The sequence below is a fragment of the Arthrobacter sp. SX1312 genome (assembly GCF_002929295.1).
Taxonomy (GTDB): Bacteria; Actinomycetota; Actinomycetes; order Actinomycetales; family Micrococcaceae; genus Arthrobacter_D.
In genome coordinates this window covers 41,104-61,263 of the sequence record NZ_PJIM01000001.1, presented here as the reverse complement: position 1 = coordinate 61,263, position 20,160 = coordinate 41,104, and the positions used below count along the sequence as shown (strand labels likewise).

At 70.3% G+C, this 20,160-nt stretch carries 16 protein-coding genes; 5 read left to right on the top strand and 11 right to left on the bottom strand.

The genetic code is table 11. The features are described 5' to 3' along the window. Positions 1 to 5 precede the first annotated feature (5 nt). From CXQ92_RS00270 to dinB, 7 genes are all read right to left on the bottom strand, one after another. Positions 6 to 1,607 (bottom strand): UDP-N-acetylmuramoyl-L-alanyl-D-glutamate--2,6-diaminopimelate ligase, encoded by a 1,602-nt coding sequence (locus CXQ92_RS00270; RefSeq protein WP_104164245.1) that lies wholly within the window; start codon positions 1,605 to 1,607, stop codon positions 6 to 8. Positions 1,608 to 1,664: 57 nt separating this feature from the next. Then, the gene (locus CXQ92_RS00265) at positions 1,665 to 3,452 is read right to left on the bottom strand and encodes a penicillin-binding protein 2 (RefSeq protein ID WP_258069607.1); all 1,788 of its coding nucleotides are present in this window, start codon (positions 3,450 to 3,452) and stop codon (positions 1,665 to 1,667) included. A 48-nt stretch (positions 3,453 to 3,500) separates the two neighbouring features. After that, positions 3,501 to 4,097 carry a hypothetical protein gene (locus CXQ92_RS00260; RefSeq protein ID WP_104164243.1) on the bottom strand — a complete coding sequence of 199 codons (597 nt, stop codon included), beginning with the start codon at positions 4,095 to 4,097 and terminating at the stop codon, positions 3,501 to 3,503. Beyond that, positions 4,094 to 5,095 (bottom strand): 16S rRNA (cytosine(1402)-N(4))-methyltransferase RsmH, encoded by a 1,002-nt coding sequence (rsmH, locus tag CXQ92_RS00255; protein WP_104164241.1) that lies wholly within the window; start codon positions 5,093 to 5,095, stop codon positions 4,094 to 4,096. The genes CXQ92_RS00260 and rsmH overlap by 4 nt, the downstream gene beginning before the upstream one ends. 217 nt (positions 5,096 to 5,312) lie before the next feature. Continuing rightward, positions 5,313 to 5,744 (bottom strand): division/cell wall cluster transcriptional repressor MraZ, encoded by a 432-nt coding sequence (gene mraZ, locus CXQ92_RS00250; protein WP_104164239.1) that lies wholly within the window; start codon positions 5,742 to 5,744, stop codon positions 5,313 to 5,315. Positions 5,745 to 6,004: 260 nt separating this feature from the next. Next, positions 6,005 to 6,382 (bottom strand): DUF3040 domain-containing protein, encoded by a 378-nt coding sequence (locus CXQ92_RS00245; RefSeq protein WP_104164237.1) that lies wholly within the window; start codon positions 6,380 to 6,382, stop codon positions 6,005 to 6,007. Positions 6,383 to 6,612: 230 nt separating this feature from the next. Further along, a complete protein-coding gene (gene dinB, locus CXQ92_RS00240) occupies positions 6,613 to 7,980 on the bottom strand; it encodes a DNA polymerase IV (RefSeq protein WP_258069605.1) in 1,368 nt (455 codons plus the stop codon). Positions 7,981 to 8,067: 87 nt separating this feature from the next. On the opposite strand from dinB, the gene CXQ92_RS00235 reads away from it, so the two are divergent. Then, entirely contained in the window at positions 8,068 to 9,201 is a 1,134-nt protein-coding gene (locus CXQ92_RS00235; protein WP_104164235.1) for a polyprenyl synthetase family protein, read from the top strand. 54 nt (positions 9,202 to 9,255) lie between these two features. Here the strand turns inward: CXQ92_RS00235 and CXQ92_RS00230 are convergent, their stop codons facing one another. Next, the gene (locus tag CXQ92_RS00230) at positions 9,256 to 9,609 is read right to left on the bottom strand and encodes an Rv2175c family DNA-binding protein (protein WP_104164233.1); all 354 of its coding nucleotides are present in this window, start codon (positions 9,607 to 9,609) and stop codon (positions 9,256 to 9,258) included. A 284-nt stretch (positions 9,610 to 9,893) separates the two neighbouring features. On the opposite strand from CXQ92_RS00230, the gene CXQ92_RS00225 reads away from it, so the two are divergent. Next, positions 9,894 to 11,468 carry a LysM peptidoglycan-binding domain-containing protein gene (locus CXQ92_RS00225; protein ID WP_146067324.1) on the top strand — a complete coding sequence of 525 codons (1,575 nt, stop codon included), beginning with the start codon at positions 9,894 to 9,896 and terminating at the stop codon, positions 11,466 to 11,468. A gap of 82 nt (positions 11,469 to 11,550) precedes the next feature. Then, positions 11,551 to 13,722: a Stk1 family PASTA domain-containing Ser/Thr kinase gene (locus CXQ92_RS00220; RefSeq protein ID WP_258069603.1), complete on the top strand. Its 2,172-nt coding sequence runs from the start codon at positions 11,551 to 11,553 to the stop codon at positions 13,720 to 13,722. 73 nt (positions 13,723 to 13,795) lie between these two features. On the opposite strand, the gene CXQ92_RS00215 is transcribed toward CXQ92_RS00220, so the two are convergent. After that, on the bottom strand, positions 13,796 to 15,178 hold the full coding sequence (locus CXQ92_RS00215; protein ID WP_258069602.1) for a class II 3-deoxy-7-phosphoheptulonate synthase: 1,383 nt from the start codon (positions 15,176 to 15,178) through the stop codon (positions 13,796 to 13,798). A gap of 151 nt (positions 15,179 to 15,329) precedes the next feature. Beyond that, on the bottom strand, positions 15,330 to 16,199 hold the full coding sequence (locus tag CXQ92_RS00210) for a 1-acyl-sn-glycerol-3-phosphate acyltransferase (protein WP_104164231.1): 870 nt from the start codon (positions 16,197 to 16,199) through the stop codon (positions 15,330 to 15,332). Positions 16,200 to 16,456: 257 nt separating this feature from the next. Here CXQ92_RS00210 and CXQ92_RS00205 point away from each other — a divergent pair, with 257 nt between their 5' ends. Beyond that, positions 16,457 to 17,044: a hypothetical protein gene (locus CXQ92_RS00205; RefSeq protein ID WP_104164229.1), complete on the top strand. Its 588-nt coding sequence runs from the start codon at positions 16,457 to 16,459 to the stop codon at positions 17,042 to 17,044. A 63-nt stretch (positions 17,045 to 17,107) separates the two neighbouring features. Here CXQ92_RS00205 and CXQ92_RS00200 read toward each other — a convergent pair whose 3' ends face one another. Further along, complete coding sequence (locus CXQ92_RS00200) at positions 17,108 to 18,112, bottom strand: ROK family glucokinase (protein WP_104166543.1); 1,005 nt, start codon at positions 18,110 to 18,112, stop codon at positions 17,108 to 17,110. Positions 18,113 to 18,325: 213 nt separating this feature from the next. Between CXQ92_RS00200 and CXQ92_RS00195 the strand changes: the two genes are divergently transcribed. Further along, entirely contained in the window at positions 18,326 to 20,134 is a 1,809-nt protein-coding gene (locus CXQ92_RS00195; protein WP_104164227.1) for a long-chain fatty acid--CoA ligase, read from the top strand. Positions 20,135 to 20,160 lie beyond the last annotated feature (26 nt).

Sequence of the window (20,160 nt, the reverse complement as noted above, 5' to 3'; positions counted from 1 at the left end):
ACGGTTCAGGACTCTATCCCGGGGCGGGAAAGCCCAGAGAATCCGTGCCTTGTCAACGCGGAACGCAGTTCCTCCCGGTCGTCGAGTGACAGGTTCACGCCCTTGACCTCCTGCCAGACCTCGTGGCCCCGGCCCGCGACGATGACGGTGTCGGACGGGCGGGCCAGGGCCACGGCGCGCTCGATCGCCTCCGCCCTGGGGAAGACCTCCAGTACCTCGCACGTGAGCCCCTCGGCGCGGACCGCCGCGTCGGCGCCCGCCCGGACGGCCCGGCGGATGACCGCTTCGTCCTCGTCGTGGGGATCGTCGTCGGTGACGATGAGGATGTCGGACAGGCGGGCTCCGACGGCCCCCATCACGGGTCGCTTGGATTCGTCGCGCTGCCCGGTGGCGCCGAACACGGAGATGACCCGGCCGCCGGGTCGCCGGACCGAGGCCAGGGTCCGTTCGAGCGCGTCGGGATTGTGCGCGAAGTCGACGATCGCTGCGGGTTCCTCGCCGACGAGCTGCATGCGTCCCGGCACCTCGGTGGTGAACGGGTCGTGGTCGTCCAGGGCGCGCTGGACGTCCCCGACGGCGACGCCCGACGCGAGGACCATGACCGTGGCCAGGGCGGCGTTGGAGACGTTGAACGTCCCGGGGAGGCCCGTGCGGACCAGCAGCCGCTCCCCGGCCCGACCCTCGAGGGCGAAGGCGTGCCCGAGGCCGCTGGGCCGCACGTCCGTCACCGTCCAGTCGGCCGCCGGCGCCCCGTCGGCGTCCTGCTCGGTCCGCAGCGACAGGACGGGCACCCCTGCCGTGCCGGCGAGGCGGCGCCCCCAGGCGTCGTCGACGAGGACGACGGCGCGCCGGCAGCGGTCCGCCGTGAAGAGCGTCGCCTTCACGGCGAAGTAGTCCTCCATGGTCCCGTGGAGGTCGAGGTGGTCCTGGGTGAGGTTCGTGAAGCCGGCGACGTCGAACCGGACGCCGTCGACCCGCCCGAACTCGAGGGCGTGCGAGGAGACCTCCATGGAGGCCGCGTGGAGGCCCCGCTCCCGCATGAGGGCGAGCAGCGAGTGGACCTGCGGTGATTCGGGCGTGGTGAGCGCGCTCGGGATGGCGTCCTCGCCGGCCCGGATCTCGATGGTGCCGATGAGCCCCGTGGTCCGGCCCAGTGCGGCGAGGAGTGCGTTGAGGAAGTAGGTCGACGTCGTCTTGCCGTTCGTGCCGGTGATCCCGAAGAGGATCGGGGCGGCGTCCGGGGCGTCCGGCTGGCTGTCGAAGATCACGCCCGCGAGCGGTCCGGCGGCCCGGCGGGGGTCGGGGACGACGACCACGGGCGGGGCGTCGAAGCCGGCCGTCGCCGCGGCACGGGCCACGATCGCGGCGCCTGCCTCGTCCGTCAGGACGGCCACCGCGCCCGCACGCACCGCCTGCTCGGCGAAGTCCGCGCCGTGGCGTGTGGCTCCGGCGACGGCCGCGTAGACATCCCCGGGGAGCACCGCCCGCGAATCCAGGGTGAGGCCTGTGACCACGGGGAGATCCGGCGCACCGGCCGATCCGGCCAGCGGCCCGATCTCGGCCAGGGCGGCGGACAGGGCGACCGGGTGCGGGGCACGCGGTCGCATCAGGGAGGCGCCGCCTCCCCGCGAGTTGTTCGATTGCACGATACTCCGGCCTCCGGGTCAGTACTCGACCGGATAGATGTCCGGCTTCATCGTGGACGCCGGGACGTTGTTGGAATTGAGGACCTGCTTCATCACCTTCTGGAACGACTGCCCCGGGATGAGGTAGTACAGGTCGCCCTGCGGACGCTGGAGCGTGACGACGACCACGTACTCGGGGTCCTCGATCGGCGCGATCCCGGCGTAGGACAGGGTATAGCCATCGTAGCCGCCCGCCGGACTGGGGGCCTCGGCGGTGCCGGTCTTCGATCCCACGCGGTACTGCTCGAGCTGCCCGGTCTTGCCCGAGCCCTCCTCGGTCACCGTCTCGAGCATCTTCCGCGTCTTGGCAGCCGTGTCCGCGGACACCACCCGCGTGCCCTCCGCCTGGGGAACCGTGTGCTCGGTGCCGTCCGGGTCGATGTACGCGTCGATCAGCCGCGGCTGCAGGCGCACCCCGTCGTTGGCGATCGTCTGGTACACCATGGCGGTGTGCAGCGCGGTCTGCGCGAGTCCCTGGCCGAACAGGACGGTGTACTGCTGGCGGTCGTCCCACTTGTCGGGGGTGGTCAGCAGGCCCTGGTTCTCCTCGTTGAGCCCGGTTCCGAGCGGTTCGCCGATGCCGAATTTCTTCAGCCAGTCGTACCGTTCCTGCTTGGTCAACTTCTGGCCCACCTGCACGGTCCCGGTGTTCATCGACTTCGCCAGGACGCCCGCTGCGGTGCGCTTCTCCGTCTTGTGCTCGAAGGCGTCCTTGAACGTCTGGCCATCGATGGTGTACCGGTTCTCGAGGGTGAACCTGGAGGTCGGCTCGATGAGCCCCTGCTCGAGCGCGGCGGCCATCGTGATGACCTTCGTCGTGGAACCCGGTTCGAAGGACGCGCTGACGGAGTTGGGTCGGCGCTGCTCGGCCGGCGTCGCGGTCGGGTCGTTGGGGTCCGGCGTCGTGGACTCGGCCATCGCGCGGATGGCGCCCGTGTCCGCCTCGACGACGACGATGTTCCCCCACTCGGCGTCGTACTCCTCGACCTGCGACGCGATCGTCTGCTGCGCGAACCACTGCAGGTCCTGATCGATGGTGAGCCGCACGTTCTGGCCGTCGACCGCCGGGACGTCCTCGTTCGTGGCGTACGGGATGCGGATGCCGTCCCCGCCGATCTCGAAGGTCCTGCTACCGGCAGTGCCCTCGAGCGCATCGTTGAGCGAGTACTCGAGGCCCTCCTGCGGCTCGCCGTTCTCGGACACGAAGCCGATGATCGACCCGCCGACGGCGCCCGCCGGATAGGTCCGCACGCTGGTCTCGTCGGCGTAGACACCGGGGATCTTCACGGCGAGGGCCCGGTTCTTGACCTCGGGTGTCACCGATTTGAGGATGTAGTTGAAGCTCTTGTCACCGAGGACGGCGCCCCTCAGCGTCTCCCCATCGATGCCGATGACGGCGGAGAGCTCCGAGACCGCCTGGTCCATGGGGATGACCTCCCACTCCTCGAGGTCGTCGTTGAAGCGGCGGAACTCCTCCACGTCGCTCAGGCGCTGGTCGACCACGAGGTCGTAGCGCTCCACGCTCCGTGCGAAGTACTTGCCGTTCATGTCGACGATCGAACCGCGCACGGGCTGCACGGCGGTGGTCGTGAGCCGCTTGGACAGACCGGCCTGTGCCATGCCGTCGAGATCGAGGGCCTGCAACTGGAAGAGGCGCACCCCGAGGACCATCAGGAGGACGAGGACGAACGCGAGCCCCACGCGGAGCCGCCTGGAGCCCAGGGCCAGACGCATGCTGTCGGGGCTGCCGAGGCGTGCAGGGGTCACGGAGAATCCTTGTCGATCGGTCTGGGGCGAAGTTCTGGAACCGTTCTGCTACTGGCCGGAGCCGAGCTGCTCGGGACCGGGGATCGTTCCCGACCCGCTGCTCGCCGCCGCGTCCCCGTCCGTCGCGGGACCGGTCGGGTCCGACCCGAGGTTCGGCGCAGGGATGAGGACCTCGGGTTCGGGGCCCTCGGTCGCGGGCTCCGGCGTGCCGGTCACCTTCATCGAATCTAGCTCAATGGTCCCGAAGGTCGGGGAGGACACCATGCCGAGTTTCGTCGCGGCGGCGGCCAGGTTCTGGGGGGCTTCCCTCGCCTCGATGGCGAGCACGAGCGCCTCGTTCTCCTGGCTCAGGGCTGTCTGCTGGTTGCGGAGCTGCACGAGTTCGTACTGCGTGCCGGAGACGGAGATGTTGAGCATGAGCACCGCGGCAAGCGCCGCGGCGAGGACGAGCAGGCTGAAGACGGCGAAGGGCACCTTGCGTCGGGCCGGGCGCGCGGGGACCACGGACAGCGGCGTCCGGGCCTTCGGGGTGGCGATGGCTGCGGTGGACGGTCCGGTCAGCCGTCCCGGGGCCAGCGCGTAGGCGCCGTTCCCGGAGAAGGCCGCGACGCCGTGGCGCTTCTCCACGGTCAGTGCCTGGCTCATATGGTCATCCTGTCGACGGGTCCGGCTTTGATTCGTTCAACTGCCCGCAGCTTGGCCGAGGCCGCCCGCGGGTTCTCCTCGATCTCCGCCGCGGTGGGCGCTTCGGTGCCGCGGGTCAGCGATCGGAGGTAGGGCTTGTGCTCCTCGAGTTCCACCGGGAACCCGACGGGCGCGGAGGACTTCGTTCCCGCGGTGAAGGCGCTCTTCACGATGCGGTCCTCCAGGGAGTGGTAGGACATCGCGACGACGCGGCCACCGATCAGGGCGGAGGCGATGGCCGCGGGGACGGCCCGCTCGAGAACGGTGAGTTCCTCGTTGACCTCGATCCGCAACGCCTGGAACGTCCGCTTGGCGGGGTGCCCGCCGGTGCGGGCTGCCGCGGCGGGGACGACGCCGCGGATGACGTCCACGAGCTGGGACGTGGTCCTGAACGGTCCGGTCTCCCTCCCCCGCACGATCGCCGATGCGATCCTGCCGGCGAACTTCTCCTCGCCCCAGGTGCGGATGATGCGGAGGAGGTCGTCCTCGCCGTAGGTGTTGACCACCTCGGCCGCCGTGATGCCGCGACTCGTGTCCATGCGCATGTCGAGCGGGGCGTCGTAGGAGTAGGCGAACCCCCGATCGCGCTCGTCGAGCTGCAGGGAGGAGACGCCGAGGTCGAAGAGGACGCCGTCCACGCCGTCGATGCCCAGGTCCTCGAGCACCTCGGGCAGCTCGTCGTACACGGCATGGACCAGGTCGGTGCGGGCCGCGTAGGGGGCGAGCCGTTCGCCGGCGAGTCCGAGCGCCTCGGTGTCGCGGTCGACGCCGACGAGGTGCGCATCGGGGAAGCGCTGGAGCATGGCCTCGGCGTGGCCTCCCATGCCGAGCGTGGCGTCGACGACGACCGCGCGACGACCGGCGGCTTCCGCTGCGGCGACGGAGGGTGCGAGGAGGGAGACGCAGCGGTCGCGGAGGACGGGGACGTGGCGTTCCCCCGTCGGCCGGTCACCCGTCATGCGTCCTCTCCCTCCTGCAGTTCGTACTCGTCTCGGGTGTCACTGCAGGCAGGTAGGGAGGCCGGCCTTCTTGGATCAGACCCCCATCCGGCCGGAGGGTCGTCGCCTGGCTTCGGGGAAGTGAAGCCAGGAGGCGTACCGTATCCGGCGGCTGGAGATCTCATCCAAGGGACGTTCCCACCTGCGCCGTCGTGCTGCGTGCTGGTCCTGCTGTTGTTCAGAGGATGCCCGGGAAGGCATCCTCGTCCGTCTCGGAGAACGCCGTCTCCTTCTCCGTCAGGTAGGAGTCCCAGGCGTCCGCCGCCCAGATCTCCGCGCGGCTCCCCGCCCCGATGACCGCGAGGTCCCGGTCGAGTCCCGCGTAGGTCCTCAGCGCGGGCGGGATGGTGATCCTGCCCTGCTTGTCGGGTACCTCGTCCGAGGCGCCCGACAGGAAGATGCGGTTGTAGTCCCTCGCCTGGCGGGACGAGATGGGGGCCGCGCGCATCTGTTCGTGAACCCTTTCGAACTCACTCATGCTGAAGACGTAGATGCACCGTTCCTGGCCCCTCGTGAGGACAAGACCCTCGCTCAGTTCCTCGCGGAACTTCGCAGGGAGAATGAGCCTGCCTTTCTCGTCCAGACGGGGGGTGTGAGTTCCGAGGAACATCCCTGACCGCCTGTTCTGAGTCCGCCAAGCCCAGCTTGGTGCCGTACCGCTCTTATATTCCCCACTTTACTCCACAACTCTCCCCGGTCAACGTATTCGGCGCGCGCCGCGCCCTTTTCGTCGCGGCGTGTCGCGGTCTTCGCGGCGGGCGACCGCGCGACGGCGCGCCCGATCCCCGCGGGGAGTGAAGTGGAGGGGTTAAACGAAGAAGGACCCGCCGGGGCGGATCCTTCTGGACTACGGTCGGGCGTCCCTGACTCCTATGTCTGGTCGCGCTTCCGCTCGTCCCATTTGTCTTCGAGACTGGACATGAAACCGCTCTTGCCTCCGGTCGATGCCTTGGTCGGCTTGCCGAGTGGCTGGCCGGCATCGACCTGCTTCGACTTCGTCGTGGCGAAGTACACGCCACCTCCCATGATCAGGAAGCCTGCGACGCCGATGAAGATGTTCTGGTAGACGATGCCCGCCAGAAGGACGAGGATGCCCGCGATCGTGATGAGCGAACCGATGACCAGGCGCCGGGTCGACATCGACTTCCGACTGTCCGAGGCCATGGAGTGCGCGAATTTGGGATCGTCGGCGTGCAACTGCTGTTCAAGCTGATCAAGCAACCTCTGCTCGTGTTCCGAGAGTGCCATGACCGCCTCCTTGATGTGGGTACCAACGTTCCTCCACCCAACCAACGCTCCTGACGCTGTCCCGGTTCCCGATGCGGGGGTCCGGGACCGCAGGTTCCGGGTGGTGGATTTGCGTCATGACCGGTAGTTGGACTACCGGGTTAAAGACTAGTGTGCTACCCCCGGGGCGCAAAGTCACAATGCGGTGTTGGGAGCCACCTCTTCTGGATGATATGGGACCCTCCTGGCGCTCAACGGCGAGGATCCCGATCGCCCTGCACAGGTCCCCGCCGTGACCCTCCGGACGGTCCGGACGGCGGCGGCCGACCACCGCCACGGACGTCCGGAGGAGTCCCGGCCCGGTCGTCGTCGGCCTCCGGCGGCAGGCCGCCGCCGGGCTTGCCCGGAGGTGCCGGCGGGCGTCCTCGTGCGAGGAGGCCCGCCGGCATGACACCGGCGTCCCCGAACTTCCGGTTCACGTCGTCGAGGGCCCGTTCGGCGAGCCTCCAGTTGTCGTCCTGCCGGTCGATCGTCAGTTGCGTGGAGCCGTCGCCGCCGGTCACGAGAGATTCCGCGCGGAGGCCGATCAGCCGCACCGCCATGGGCCTGTCGCCCAGACCGGCGAGCAGTGCCGTCGCCGCCCGGTAGAGCGCATTCGCATTGTCGACGGGCTCGTCGAGCTTCTTCGATCGCGTGAGTGTCGAGAAATCCTCGTAGCGGAGCTTGAGCGCAACCGACCCGGCGCGGTGGCCCGAGGCCCGCAGCCTCGTCGCGGTGCGGTGGGCAAGCCGCAGCAGTTCCCGCCGGAGGACGTCGGAGTCCTCGACGTCGCGGGAGAACGTCTCCTCCGCACCGATGCTCTTCTCGGGACGTGAGACCACGACCCTCCTCGGGTCGCGGCCCCAGGCGAGGTGGTGCACGTGCTCGCCCGAGGCGCCCAGCAGGCGTCGGAGGGTGGCCACCGGGGTGTGCGCGACGTCCTGGACGGTGCGGATGCCGATACGGGCCAGGACCTCCTGCGTCTTCGCGCCCACACCCCAGAGGGCGGAGACGGGAAGCGTGTGGAGATAGGCGACCGTCTGGTCCCCCGGGATGAGCAGGAGGCCGTCCGGCTTGGCCCTCGTGGAGGCGATCTTCGCCACGAACTTCGTCGTCGCGGCCCCGACACTCGCCGTGATCCCCAGCGTGGAGTGGATCTCCGCGCGGATCTGCTCACCGATGGCCCGCGGGCTGCCGAGTCGCCGGAGCGAGCCGGCGACGTCGAGGAAGGCCTCGTCCACGCTCAGCTGCTCGACCTCCGGCGTGACCGACCGGAAGATCCCCATGACCTGGGCGGAGACCTCCGAGTACCGGCGGTGGTGCGGAGGGAGGATGACCGCGGTGGGGCACTGCCGCATCGCGACCGCCATCGGCATCGCGGACCGCACGCCGAACCGGCGGGCCTCGTAGGAGGCGGACAGGACCACCGACCGTCCGGACGGGGAGCCCACGACCACCGGCACGCCACGCAGGTGCGGGTGGTCCAGCAGTTCCACGGAGACGTAGAAAGCGTCCATGTCGATATGCAGGATGTGGCACTCCGCATACTCGACAGGTTCCTGCCCCGCGTCCTTTGGCACGCCTTCATCGTACGCACCGGCACCGACACCGCAGGGGCCGCCGGTTAGAGTGGGGACACCACCGAAGACGAGCCGCACGGGAGATTCATGCTGTCCGCACCTGCCATCCCCGACCAGGGCGGCCCCGCTCCCGACGCCATCACCGTGGAGCAGGAACGGTTCCGATCCTCCCTTACGCGGTCCATCGAGGGCTTCCTCGCCGACCAGAGCACGGTCCTCGGCTCCATCTCCGACGAGGCGCTTCCCCTCATCTCGAGCATCGCCACGCTGACGAGCGGAGGGAAGCGGATGCGGGCGCTGCTGTGTTACTGGGGCTGGCGGGCGGCGGGCGGATCACCGCTGGCGTCCGCCCCGGTGACGGCAGGCACGGCCCTCGAGTTCTTCCAGGCCGCGGCGCTGATCCACGACGACATCATCGATCGGTCCGACACCCGGCGCGGGCGCCCGAGCGTCCATCGGCAGTTCACGGCCCGCCACGCAGACGCGGGATGGCACCTCGACGCGGAGCGGTTCGGGGTCGCCGCGGCCATCCTGGCCGGCGATCTCTGCCTCGCCTTCAGCGAGGAGCTCTTCACGGGCTGCTGCTCCGGCGTCACGGGCGACGCCGGGACCGCGGCGCGGGTGATCTTCAATCGCATGCGCACGGAGGTGATGGCGGGCCAGTACCTGGACCTGCTGGAAGAGGCTGTCGGTCCGGACCAGACCCCGGCGGTGGCCGCGGACCGCGCTCTCAACATCCTCCGCTTCAAGTCCGCGAAGTACTCGATGGAGCGGCCCCTCATGCTCGGTGGAGCGCTCGCCGGCGCGGACGACGCCCTGCTCGCCGCCTACTCGGCGTTCTCGTTGCCGCTGGGTGAGGCGTTCCAGTTGCGCGACGACGTCCTCGGCGTCTTCGGCGACCCGTCGGTGACGGGCAAACCCGCCGGGGACGATCTCCGCGAGGGCAAGCGGACCTTCCTGATCGCGCGGGCACTCGGATCCAGTACCGGGACCGGGCGTGCCCGCATCAACGCGATGCTCGGCGACACGTCCCTCGACGCCGACGCGGTGGACATCTTGCGGGCGATCATCGTGGACAGCGGAGCGCTGGCCCACACGGAGCAGCTCATCGGGCAGAAATCCGAGGAGGCGTTCCTGGCGCTCGGGGACCTCGAGGTGGACGCCGTCTCCCTGCGGGCGCTGCGCCTCCTCGCGGAGGCTGCGGTGACGCGGACCGCCTGACGGTCCCGCACCGGGAAGCACCCGCCCCGGACAGTCCGGGTCGGACGGGGATCCCTACCAGGCGGCGGCCTGGGCGCGGCGGCGGATTTCCGTCTTCCGGCCCTCCCGCAGGGCGTCGATGGGCCGGCCCGGCAGCGACTCGTCCTCGGTGTACAGCCACCGGATGATGTCCTCGTCGCCGTAGCCGCTGTCCGCCAGGACCACCACGGTGCCCTTGAGGCTGTCGAGGACGCCCCCGTCGACCAGGAAGTCCGCCGGCACACTGCGGATGTTGCGCTCTCCGATCCGCACGCTCACGAGTGCACGCTCGCTGACGAGCGAGTGCACGCGGGTGATGGGCAGATCGAGCGCCTCGGCCACCTCGGGGAGATTGAGCCAGGCCGGAACGAGTTGTTCGAGTTCAGTCACCGTCCAAGGGTGCCATGCTCCCGCACCCAACTCCACCCGGCCGCCCCTTCGGCAAGGACTCCTCAAGAAGCACCGGGAGGGACACGCCGATCTTGACGATTCCCTGCATTTTCACGCCCTTGTGCTATCGAACCCATCGTGTAGATTCACTTGAGTCACACAGATCACACCATTAACACGTAAAACAGCAGCATCATCAGCACCTGCACGTTCCCGGACAGGAAGAGTCACCCCGGGGGCGTGCGTCCGCGCGGACTCATCCGCCAACAGACGAGGAACGAAACATGACTGCCCAGCGATCGAACGCACCGCTGAACGGCACCCGCAGGAAGGCCGACGGCGCGAGCCGGCGCGGCCTGAACGTCGCCGTGACCACCGCCGCCCTCCCCGCGGTGCTTCTCTCCTCCGTGGCCCTCGCCCAGCCGGCGTCGGCGGCTCCCGCCGTGCAGGTCCCGGTCACCCGGCACCTCGGAGCAACGCAGACGGTCCTTCCCCCGCGGGCCGTCGTCCCGGCCGGCCTCGTCGCCGCGCAGATCCCCGCACAGAAGATCGCCGTCGTCGCGCAGACGGTGCCCGGCACCTACACCGTGAAGCCCGGCGACACCATCGGCGCGATCGCCAAGCGGTACGGACTCTCCACCGCGGCCGTCCTGACGCGCAACGGACTGACCGCGCGGACCGTCATCTACCCCGGACAGAAAATCAAGCTGACCGGCGGGTCCGTCCCTGCAGCGAAGTCCGCCCCCGCAGCACCGGCCGCCCCGGCCGCCGCGGCGACCTATGTCGTCAAGCCCGGCGACACTCTGGGTGCCATCGCCTCCCGCCATGGGGTGAGCCTGCAGAGCGTCCTCACGGCCAACAGGCTCTCGATGTCCTCGATCATCTACCCCGGCCAGAAGCTCAGCCTCGGCGGCAAGGCTCCCGTCGCCGCTCCCGCTCCCGCTCCCGTCAAGTCGAAGCCCGCACCGGCGCCCTCCCCGGCGGGCGGCACCTACGTGGTGAAGTCCGGCGACACGCTCGGAGCCATCGCCTCACGCAACGGCATCGGCCTGGATTCGCTGCTCACCGCCAACGGCCTCTCGCGGTCGTCGATCATCTACCCCGGCCAGAAGCTGAAGCTCACCGGTTCCGTCACGCCGCAGGCGACACCCCCGAAGGTGCAGGCCCCCGCGCCCGCTCCGTCCGCCGGGTCCTACACCGTGAAGGCCGGCGACACGCTGGGCGCCATCGCCTCCCGGAACGGTGTGGGCCTCTCCGGCCTGCTCGCCGCGAACCGCATGAGCATGACCACGGTCATCTACCCGGGACAGAAGCTCACCATCCCGCGTCCGGGCGCCACGCCCGCCCCCGCCCCGGCCCCCGCGCCGACCGGCCTCGTGCCGTCGAGCTTCCTCGGGTTCACGTACCCGGACAAGGTCGTCGCGGACGCCAACGCGAACAAGGCCCTGCTCAACGCGCTTCCCGCGCCGTCGCAGGCCGAGATGAAGAAGATCGTCGCCGACACCGCACGCTCCATGGGCGTCGACCCGAGCCTTGCCATGGCGTTCGCCCATCAGGAATCGGGCTTCAACCAGCGCGCGGTCTCGCCGGCGAACGCCATCGGCACCATGCAGGTCATCCCGTCGTCCGGTCAGTGGGCGAGCGACCTCGTGGGGCGCAAGCTCAACCTCCTGGACCCGTACGACAACGCCACGGCCGGTGTCGCGATCATCCGCTCGCTTACCCGCACCAGTCCGTCGCTGGACATCGCCATCGCGTCCTACTACCAGGGCCAGTACTCGGTGCAGACCCGGGGCATGTTCGCGGACACCAAGCAGTACGTCGCGTCGGTCAAGGCCCTCCAGAAGACCTTCCGGTAGGTCGACGCCGGCCCGGTACCGGTGAGGGGGTGGGGCCGTGTGGTCCCACCCCCTTTTCGCTGCTCCCGTTTAGTATCGAAGGGTGCACCAGCAACGGAAGGACCCCCTCGAGGGAGCAACTGTCGACGGGCGCTACGTCGTCCATTCGCGGTTGGCCCGCGGGGGCATGTCCACCGTCTACCTCGCCACCGACCGCCGCCTGGACCGGCGCGTGGCGCTCAAGGTCCTGTACCCGCACCTGGCCGAGGAGGCCGGCTTCATCGATCGCTTCGAGCAGGAGGCGAAATCCGCGGCCCGGTTGTCCCACCCGCACGTCGTGGGCGTGCTGGACCAGGGCGTGGACGACGTCGACGGGCAGGACGTCGCCTACCTGGTCATGGAGTTCGTCCAGGGCCGCACCCTGCGGGACGTCCTGCGCGAGCACGGCCGGCTCACACCCCGCCGTGCGCTGGACCTGCTGGACGCGGTCGTCGAGGGGCTGGCCGCCGCCCATGACGCAGGACTGATCCACCGCGACGTGAAGCCGGAGAACGTCCTCCTCTCCGAGACGGGCCAGGTGAAGATCGCCGACTTCGGGCTCGCCCGCGCCGTGTCGGCGACCACGGGCACGGCGACCCTCGTGGGCACCGTCGCCTACCTGTCCCCCGAGCTCGTCCTCGGCCGGCCCGCCGAAGCCCAGAGCGACATCTATTCGACGGGCGTGATGCTCTTCGAACTCCTCACCGGGCGGCAGCCCTTCACGGGCGACACCCCCATCCAGGTCGCCATCCAGCACGCGCAGGCGGACGTGCCGGCGCCGTCCCGGTTCCTTCCCGGCCTGGCCGCGGACATCGACGAGCTGGTGCAGTGGTGCACCTCCAGGGATCCCGAGGACCGCCCGGTGGACGGGTCGGCGCTGCTCGGCGAGCTCCGGCACATCCGCGCGACGCTCACCGACGAGGAACTGGACTTCGCACCCGAGGACGCACCCGACGCCGTCCCGGAGCAGGATCAGCTCACCGTCGCCGTCGTCCCGCAGCTCCCGGACGACGGCGCCCGGACCGTGGCCCTGGCCCGGTCCGCGTGGGCTGCCGGGCCCGATGACGCCGCCGGGACCGGCCGCACGGAGGTCCTGCCCGGCGGGGCGGGCGAGGACCACCGCACCAGCGTCATCGGCAGGGACCGCAACGCGACCCGGGTGATCGGAGCGATGCCCGCCGTCCCGCCGGCGTCGGGCCCGCTCGCACCGCCCGTGGAGAAGGAGCGGTCGGGCAGCACGGCCGCCGCCGCGGGCGGTCCCGGCGGACGCACTGCCCGCCCGCTGTCGAAGCGGCAGCAGGCGCGGGAGGCGCAGCGTCCGCAGAAGACCCTGCGCGGGCGGACCGGGCGGCGTTCCGTGCGGCTGCTCGTGGCCCTGCTGATCGTCCTCGCGGGCCTGGTCGCGGGGCTGGGCTGGGTCTTCGGTGCCGGGCCGGCCGGGGTCGTCACCCTGCCCGACGTCGCGAACGTCCCGCTCGGGGAGGCGCGGGCCGTCCTCGAGGACGAGGGGCTCGTGTCCGTGTCCACGGAGGAGGCCTTCAGCGAGGAGGTCCTCCCCGGCCTGGTGATCGGCACGGAGCCCGCCGCGAACACCGAGGTCCGGCGCTTCGAGCGCGTGGACCTCCTCGTCTCCAGGGGGCCCGAGCTGTTCGCCGTGCCCGACCTCGGCGGCCGGACGCAGGACGAGGCCGCGGCCGAGCTCGAAGCCGCCGGACTCGCCGTCGGCGCGCTGGGCCAGGAGTACAGCGAGAGCGTGCCGGCCGGCGTGATCCTGCGGCAGGACCCGGAGCAGGGCGCCGAGCGCCGGCGCGGTTCCGTCGTGGATCTCGTGATGTCCCTCGGCCCCGCGCCGATCGCCGTCCCCGACGTCGTCGGTCTCGCCGAGGAGGACGCCGTGGCCGCCCTCGAGGAGGCGGGGCTCATGCCGGTCGTGGACGGGACCCGCGAGTACAGCCGGACGGTGCCGGAGGGCGCCGTCGTGGGCCAGAGCCCTTCCGGCACCGACGTCCAGCGCGGGACCGGCGTCACACTCACGATCTCCCGCGGTCCGCGCCTGGTGCAGGTCCCCAGCGTCTTCTCGCTGTCGGAGGAGCGTGCCGTGGCCGCCCTGGAAGCGGCCGGCTTCGAGGTGCAGGTCGACTACACCTTCGGCAGCCCGGTCCTCGGTCTGGTCGCCGGGCAGAGCCCTTCGGGCGAACAGCCCGAGGGTACCGTCATCCGCATCACGGTCACCTGAGGCCCGGCTCCCCCACGAACGCCGAAGGCGGCCACCAGGGTGGCCGCCTCCGGCGTCGACGTGCGTCGGGACATCAGCTCTTCGAGAGTGCCCCCGCGACGAGGAACGCCATCTCGAGTGACTGCATGTGGTTCAGGCGGGGATCGCACACGGACTCGTACCGCTCGAGGAAGGCCTCCTGGTCGATCGGGTCGGCGCCGCCCAGGCACTCGGCGACGTCGTCGCCGGTCATCTCGACGTGCAGCCCGCCCGGGAACGTACCCAGGGAGTTGTGCACCTCGAAGAACCCGCGCACCTCGTCGATGACGTCGTCGAAGTTGCGTGTCTTGTAGCCGTTGGGCGAGGTCACCGTGTTGCCGTGCATCGGATCGGTGACCCAGAGGACCTGCGCACCCGAGTCGGTGACGCGCTCCACGAGCTGCGGCAGCTTCTCGCGGATGTTCCGGGCGCCCATACGCGTGATGAACGTGAGCCTGCCCGGTTCGCGGTTCGGGTCGAGCTTGTCGATGAGCGCGAGGGCGTCGTCCCCCGACGTCGACGGACCGAGCTTGACGCCGATCGGGTTCCGCACCCGCGACAGGAAGTCCACGTGTGCGCCGTCGATCTCGCGGGTGCGCTCCCCGATCCACAGGAAGTGCGCGGAGGTGTCGTACGGGAGGGAGGTGCGGGAGTCGATCCGTGTCAGCGCACGTTCGTAGTCGAGGAGCAGGGCCTCGTGGCTGGCGAAGAACTCGACACGCTTCAGGGCTTCGAAGTCGGTGCCGCACGCGTCCATGAAACGGACGGCGCGATCGATCTCCCGGGCGAGCGACTCGTAGCGGGAGTGCGCCGGATTGGCCATGAAGCCCTTGTTCCAGTGGTGGACCAGCCGGAGGTCCGCGAATCCGCCCTGCGTGAAGGCCCGGATCAGATTCAGGGTCGACGCCGACGTGTGGTAGGCCTTCACCATCCGGGAGGCATCGTGCCCGCGGCTCTCCGGGGTGAAGTCGTAGCCGTTCACCATGTCCCCCCGGTAGGCCGGCAGGGTGATGCCGTCACGCGTCTCGTCGTTGGAGGAGCGCGGCTTGGCGAACTGGCCGGCCATGCGCCCCATCTTGATGACCGGCAGGGAGGCGCCGTAGGTCAGGACGACGGCCATCTGCAGGATCGTGCGGACACGGGCACTGATCTTGTCGGCCGTCGCACCGTCGAACGTCTCCGCGCAGTCGCCGCCCTGCAGCAGGAAGGCCTTGCCCTGGGCAGCCGCGGCGAGCCGCTCGCGCAGCACGTCCACCTCCCCGGCGAAGACGAGGGGCGGGAGGCTGGAGAGTTCCTTGACCGATGCCGAATAGACTCCCGGGTCCTGCCACGAGGGCTGCTGCGCTGCGGTCATCGAACGCCAGGCATCGAGGCCGGCAAGGGTGGACGAAGCGGGATCCGCGGTACGCGGGAGGACGGGAGCTAGAGAATCGGTCACACCCGAATTCTACTGGCTGGGCGACCACGGCCCGATTCGGCCTGTCATGGCAGCCGCGGGCGGTGTCACAGAGGGACACCCCATGCACGGGCGCCTCCGCGGAGGCTCCGGTGCCGCGCTTGCGGTGACCTGCGCTTGCCTGCCCGACGCGCTAGGCCGGGCCGGTCGTCCCGTCGCCCGGGGCGTCCTGGCCCTCGTCGGCCTTGCCCTGCGCATCCGAGGATGCACGGCCGACCTCGGTGACGGCGCCCGGTGCGGGGGTGCCGCCCTCGTTGCCGATCCGCACGGCGGCCCTCCGGGTGTCGGCGCCGGGCCTGGACGCCTTCCGGCCGGCGGCCTTCTCCGCGGCGAGCCGCTCCTTGACGGTACTGGCATACGCGTCGACGTACTCCTGCCCGGACAGGCGCATCAGTTCGTACATGATCTCGTCGGTGACGGACCGCTGGACGAAGCGATCGTCCTCGAGCCCCTCGTAGCGGGAGAAGTCGAGGGGCTCGCCGATGATGATGCCGACACGGCGGATGTTGGGGATGCGGCGGCCGATGGGCTGCACCTTGTCCGTGCCGATCATCGCCACCGGGATCACCGGCACGCCGGTGGCGAGGACCAGCTTCGCGACGCCCGTCTTGCCCCGGTAGAGGCGCCCGTCGGGGCTGCGGGTCCCCTCGGGGTAGATGCCGAGGACGCCGCCGTCGTTCAGGATGTCCATCCCGGCGCTCAGCGAGGAGGACGACGCCGCCCCGCCGGAGCGGTCCATGGGCAGCTGGTTGGACAGCCGGAAGAAGAGCGCCGTCAGCCGGCCCTTGACGCCCTTGCCCGTGAAGTACTCGGATTTCGCGAGGAAGACGACGGGGCGGGGAACGACGATCGGGAGGAAGATCGAGTCGGAGAACGACAGGTGGTTGCTGACGATCACGGCCGGTCCCGAGGTGGGGACGTTGTCGAGTCCCTTGACCCACGGCCGGAAGAGGAGGTTGAGGATCGGACCGACGATGATCCGCTTCATCACCCAATAGAACACGCTGCCAGCCTCCCTGGATGGACGGTGCGGCACTCGGCAATGCCGCCCGCTTTTTCCTCTGGAAGCCTACTCTAAGGGTGCCGGCGTGACGGACGGCGTCACGAACCCGTGGCCGGGCAGTACCGACACGCTGGGAATCGGTTGACGTAGGGCCGTAGGGTGTCCACGATTGAACGAGCACGCCCACTGATGTCCGAAGATGCCGGGCGGAGATCCTCCGAACCCTGGCCGCAGCACGCGACGGCAGGTAGCAAAGTATGGGCCCCCGAGGGCAGGAACCGAACGAATCCACGGATGACGCCGTCTGGCAGGACCTCGTGGCGCGGCTGGAAGGCACGCCCACCGATCCCGATTCCCCCGCCGCGCCGCTCCGCGCGCGGATCGACGGAGCGCCCGCGCCCCGACCGGACGATCCCCACGGCCAGGAGCAGCCACCCTCCCGAGGCGCTCACGACGGCGCACATGATGCCGTCCGTGCGGCGGATGACGTCCCGGGTGACGCCACCGGGACCACCAGTCGCGAACGGGCGGAGGCCATCTTCCGCAACCAGCCCCTCCGCTCCACGGGACCGCGCGACTACGCGGCGCCGGACGACCCCGACGAGGACGAGGGGTTCACGCCGGAGGACCCGCCGCCGCTCGGATCGGGTGACCCGCTCACGGTCCTCGCCTGGATCGGCGCCGCAGGCGGACCGATCATGCTGTTCCTCATCGCCATGTTCTGGCGGACGGCCCCGATGGCCGTGACCCTCGGCCTGCTCGCGATCTTCCTCGCGGGCGCCGGATACCTGGTCACCAGATTGCCCAACCAGCGGGACGTGGGGGACGACGGCGCCGAGGTCTGACGCTCGCAGGCGTCGTCGGGCGACCCTGCCCGTCCGGCGACCCTGCCCGTCCGCCCCGCTGCCTCAGGTGCCGCTACGTGAGAGCAGCCGGGAGAGGTCCGCGGCTCCGATGAGCCCCGCGGCCGGTCCCAGCGCCGCCCGCTCGATCCGCGCCACGGGCCGGAAGCCCCGACCGGTCAGGTTCCTTCCGAAGGCACGCCGGGCCGGCTCCAGGAGGAGGTCCCCCGCCGCGCTCAGCCCGCCGCCGATCACGAACGTGCCGGGGTCGAGGGCGGCCGCCAGGTTGGCCAGTCCCAGCCCCAGCCACTGGCCGACGTCGTCGACGAGTTCCCGGGACGTCGGGTCCCCCTCCATGGCGAGCCGGGTGACGAGGGCCCCGGTGATCGCGCCGCCGTCGGCCGCCGCGGCGTCGATGATGCCCTGCGCCACGGGCGATTGCGCCGCAGCCAGCTCACGTGCCTCGCGTCCCAGCGCGTTGCCCGAGGCGTACTGTTCCCAGCACCCACGATTGCCGCATTCGCAGCGCTGCCCCTGCGGGACGATGATCTGGTGGCCGAACTCGCCCGCGACACCGTACCGGCCACGCTCGACGCGCCCGCCCATGATCATGGCCCCGCCGATGCCGGTCCCGAGGGTCACGCAGACCAGGCGGGACTCCCCGCGCCCCGCGCCGAACCGCCACTCGGCCCACGCGGCGGCGTCGGCGTCGTTCACCACCGTCACGCGCCGCCGGAGCAGCCTCTCCAGGTTGCGCCGCACCGGCTCGTTGCGCCATGCAAGATGCGGGCTGAACAGCACGGTGCTGTTGGACAGGTCCATCCAGCCCGCCGCCCCGATCCCGACCGAGCGGACGCGGTATTCCCTCGACAGTTCGCGGACGAGGTCGGTGACGGCCGCCTCGACGGCACGCGCGTCCTGGCCGGGTGTGGGCCTGCGCGCCTCGGCAAGGATCCGGCCGTGGATGTCGACCACGCCGGCGGCGATCTTGGTGCCGCCGATGTCCACCCCGACCGACAGGCCGCGGCGCGCGGGATTGGGGAAGGCGGTGCGGGCCGGCCGGGCGGCCATCGGTCCGGGGCCGCTCCACGGGAGGCCCGTCCCGGAGCGCAGCCGCCGGGCACGGGGAGTTCCCGGCTCGGGCATGATCGGCATGCGGTCCTCCTCGTCATGGCGGACGCGCGCGCACCCGTTACCGATTCGTACATTACTGGAGGGCGTTTCGGACAGGTAACCATATAGGGTGAAACCACCTCATCGTGGGGTGATATCAAAGGAGCTATCGTGCGCGACATCAGCGTCCCCGTCCTTGTCGACGTCCCCCGCCGGACGAACACCACGGATCTCGTGGTCCGGCAGGCGACCAAGCCGTCGAACCCGGCCCTGTTCGCCGTCAAGGGACCCTCGGGCGAGTGGGAGAACATCTCGGCCACCGAGTTCCGCCGCCAGGTCGAGGACGTCGCGAAGGGGCTGATCGCCTCCGGCGTCCAGGCCGGGGACCGCGTGGCCATCATGGCCCGCACGCGGTACGAGTGGTCGCTGGCCGACTTCGCGATCTGGTTCGCCGGCGCGGTGTCCGTCCCCGTCTACGAGACCTCGTCCCCCGCGCAGGTCGCCTGGATCCTCAGCGATTCGGGCGCGGTCGGGGCCTTCGTCGAGTCCGCACGCCACGAGGGCGTGGTCCGTGAGGCCGTGGCCCTGGAAGGCATCGGATCACTGCAGCACGTCTGGCAGTTCGACGGCGACGGCCTGGACACACTGCGGACGGCCGGGGTGGGCACGGACGAGCAGATGCTGTCCGACCGCCGGGCGTACGCCGGGTTGGACGACGTCGCCACAGTCATCTACACCTCGGGCACCACGGGCAAGCCCAAGGGTTGTGAACTGACGCACGGGAACTTCGTCGAACTGTCGGAGAACGCCGCCGCGGCCCTCCCGGAGGTGGCACGCGAGGGCGGGCAGACCATCATGTTCCTCCCCCTCGCCCACGTCTTCGCCCGTTTCATCTCGGTCCTGTGCGTGGCGGCGGGCGCCACGGTGGCGCACACGCCCGACGTCAAGAACCTGCTCCCCGACCTGCAGAGCTACCGGCCCACGTTCATCCTGGCCGTGCCGCGCGTCTTTGAGAAGGTCTACAACAACTCGATGCTCAAGGCCGAGGACGGCGGTAAGGGCAAGATCTTCCACGCGGGGGCCGATGTGGCCATCGCCTGGTCGAAGGCCGACCAGGCGGGGAAGGTCCCGCTGACCCTCAAGGTCAAGCATGCCGTCTTCGACCGCCTGCTCTACGGCAAGATCCGCGCGGCCATGGGCGGCCGGGTCGAGCACGCGGTGTCCGGCGGGGCCCCCCTCGGGGACCGGCTCGGGCACTTCTTCCACGGCATCGGACTCATGGTGCTCGAGGGGTACGGGCTGACGGAGACCACCGCTCCCATCACGGTGAACACGCCCAAGCGCATCAAGATCGGGACCGTGGGTGCCCCCCTCCCGGGCAACGCGGTGAAGATCGCGGACGACGGCGAGATCCTCGCCAAGGGCGTCTGCGTCATGAAGGGCTACTACAACCGCCCGGACCTGACCGCCGAGGCCTTCCTGGACGGGTGGTTCCGCACCGGCGACATCGGCGAGCTCGACGACGACGGCTTCCTGCGCATCACGGGCCGGAAGAAGGAGATCATCGTGACGGCCAGCGGGAAGAACGTGATCCCGGCGATGCTGGAGGACGCGATCCGCGCCAACGCGCTGGTCTCCCAGTGCGTCGTCGTCGGCGACGGCCGGCCCTTCATCTCCGCCCTCGTCACGATCGACGAGGAAGCCCTGCCGGGCTGGCTGGACCGGCACCAGCTGCCGGCCGGCACCACCACGGCGGAGGCCGCCGAACACCCGAAGGTCCTCGCGGAGATCCAGGCCCTCGTGGACCAGGCGAACTCGACCGTCTCGCGGGCGGAGGCCATCAAGGAGTTCCGGATCGTCACGACCGACTTCACCGAGACCACCGGGCATCTGACGCCGTCCCTGAAGATCAAGCGGGCCCAGGTCCTCAAGGACTACTCGGACGTCGTGGAGTCCATCTACAGCAAGGCCGCCGTCTGACCGGACCGAGGTCCCGCCCCGGCGGG

What these genes read in the sequence shown, in the direction of transcription:
- CXQ92_RS00270 (WP_104164245.1), bottom strand. Translation starts at nt 1,607, where the DNA reads ATGCGACCGCGTGCCCCGCACCCGGTCGCCCTGTCCGCCGCCCTGGCC.
- CXQ92_RS00260 (WP_104164243.1), bottom strand. Translation starts at nt 4,097, where the DNA reads ATGAGCCAGGCACTGACCGTGGAGAAGCGCCACGGCGTCGCGGCCTTC.
- rsmH (WP_104164241.1), bottom strand. Translation starts at nt 5,095, where the DNA reads ATGACGGGTGACCGGCCGACGGGGGAACGCCACGTCCCCGTCCTCCGC.
- mraZ (WP_104164239.1), bottom strand. Translation starts at nt 5,744, where the DNA reads ATGTTCCTCGGAACTCACACCCCCCGTCTGGACGAGAAAGGCAGGCTC.
- CXQ92_RS00245 (WP_104164237.1), bottom strand. Translation starts at nt 6,382, where the DNA reads ATGGCACTCTCGGAACACGAGCAGAGGTTGCTTGATCAGCTTGAACAG.
- CXQ92_RS00235 (WP_104164235.1), top strand. Translation starts at nt 8,068, where the DNA reads ATGCTGTCCGCACCTGCCATCCCCGACCAGGGCGGCCCCGCTCCCGAC.
- CXQ92_RS00225 (WP_146067324.1), top strand. Translation starts at nt 9,894, where the DNA reads ATGACTGCCCAGCGATCGAACGCACCGCTGAACGGCACCCGCAGGAAG.
- CXQ92_RS00205 (WP_104164229.1), top strand. Translation starts at nt 16,457, where the DNA reads ATGGGCCCCCGAGGGCAGGAACCGAACGAATCCACGGATGACGCCGTC.
- CXQ92_RS00200 (WP_104166543.1), bottom strand. Translation starts at nt 18,112, where the DNA reads ATGGCCGCCCGGCCGGCCCGCACCGCCTTCCCCAATCCCGCGCGCCGC.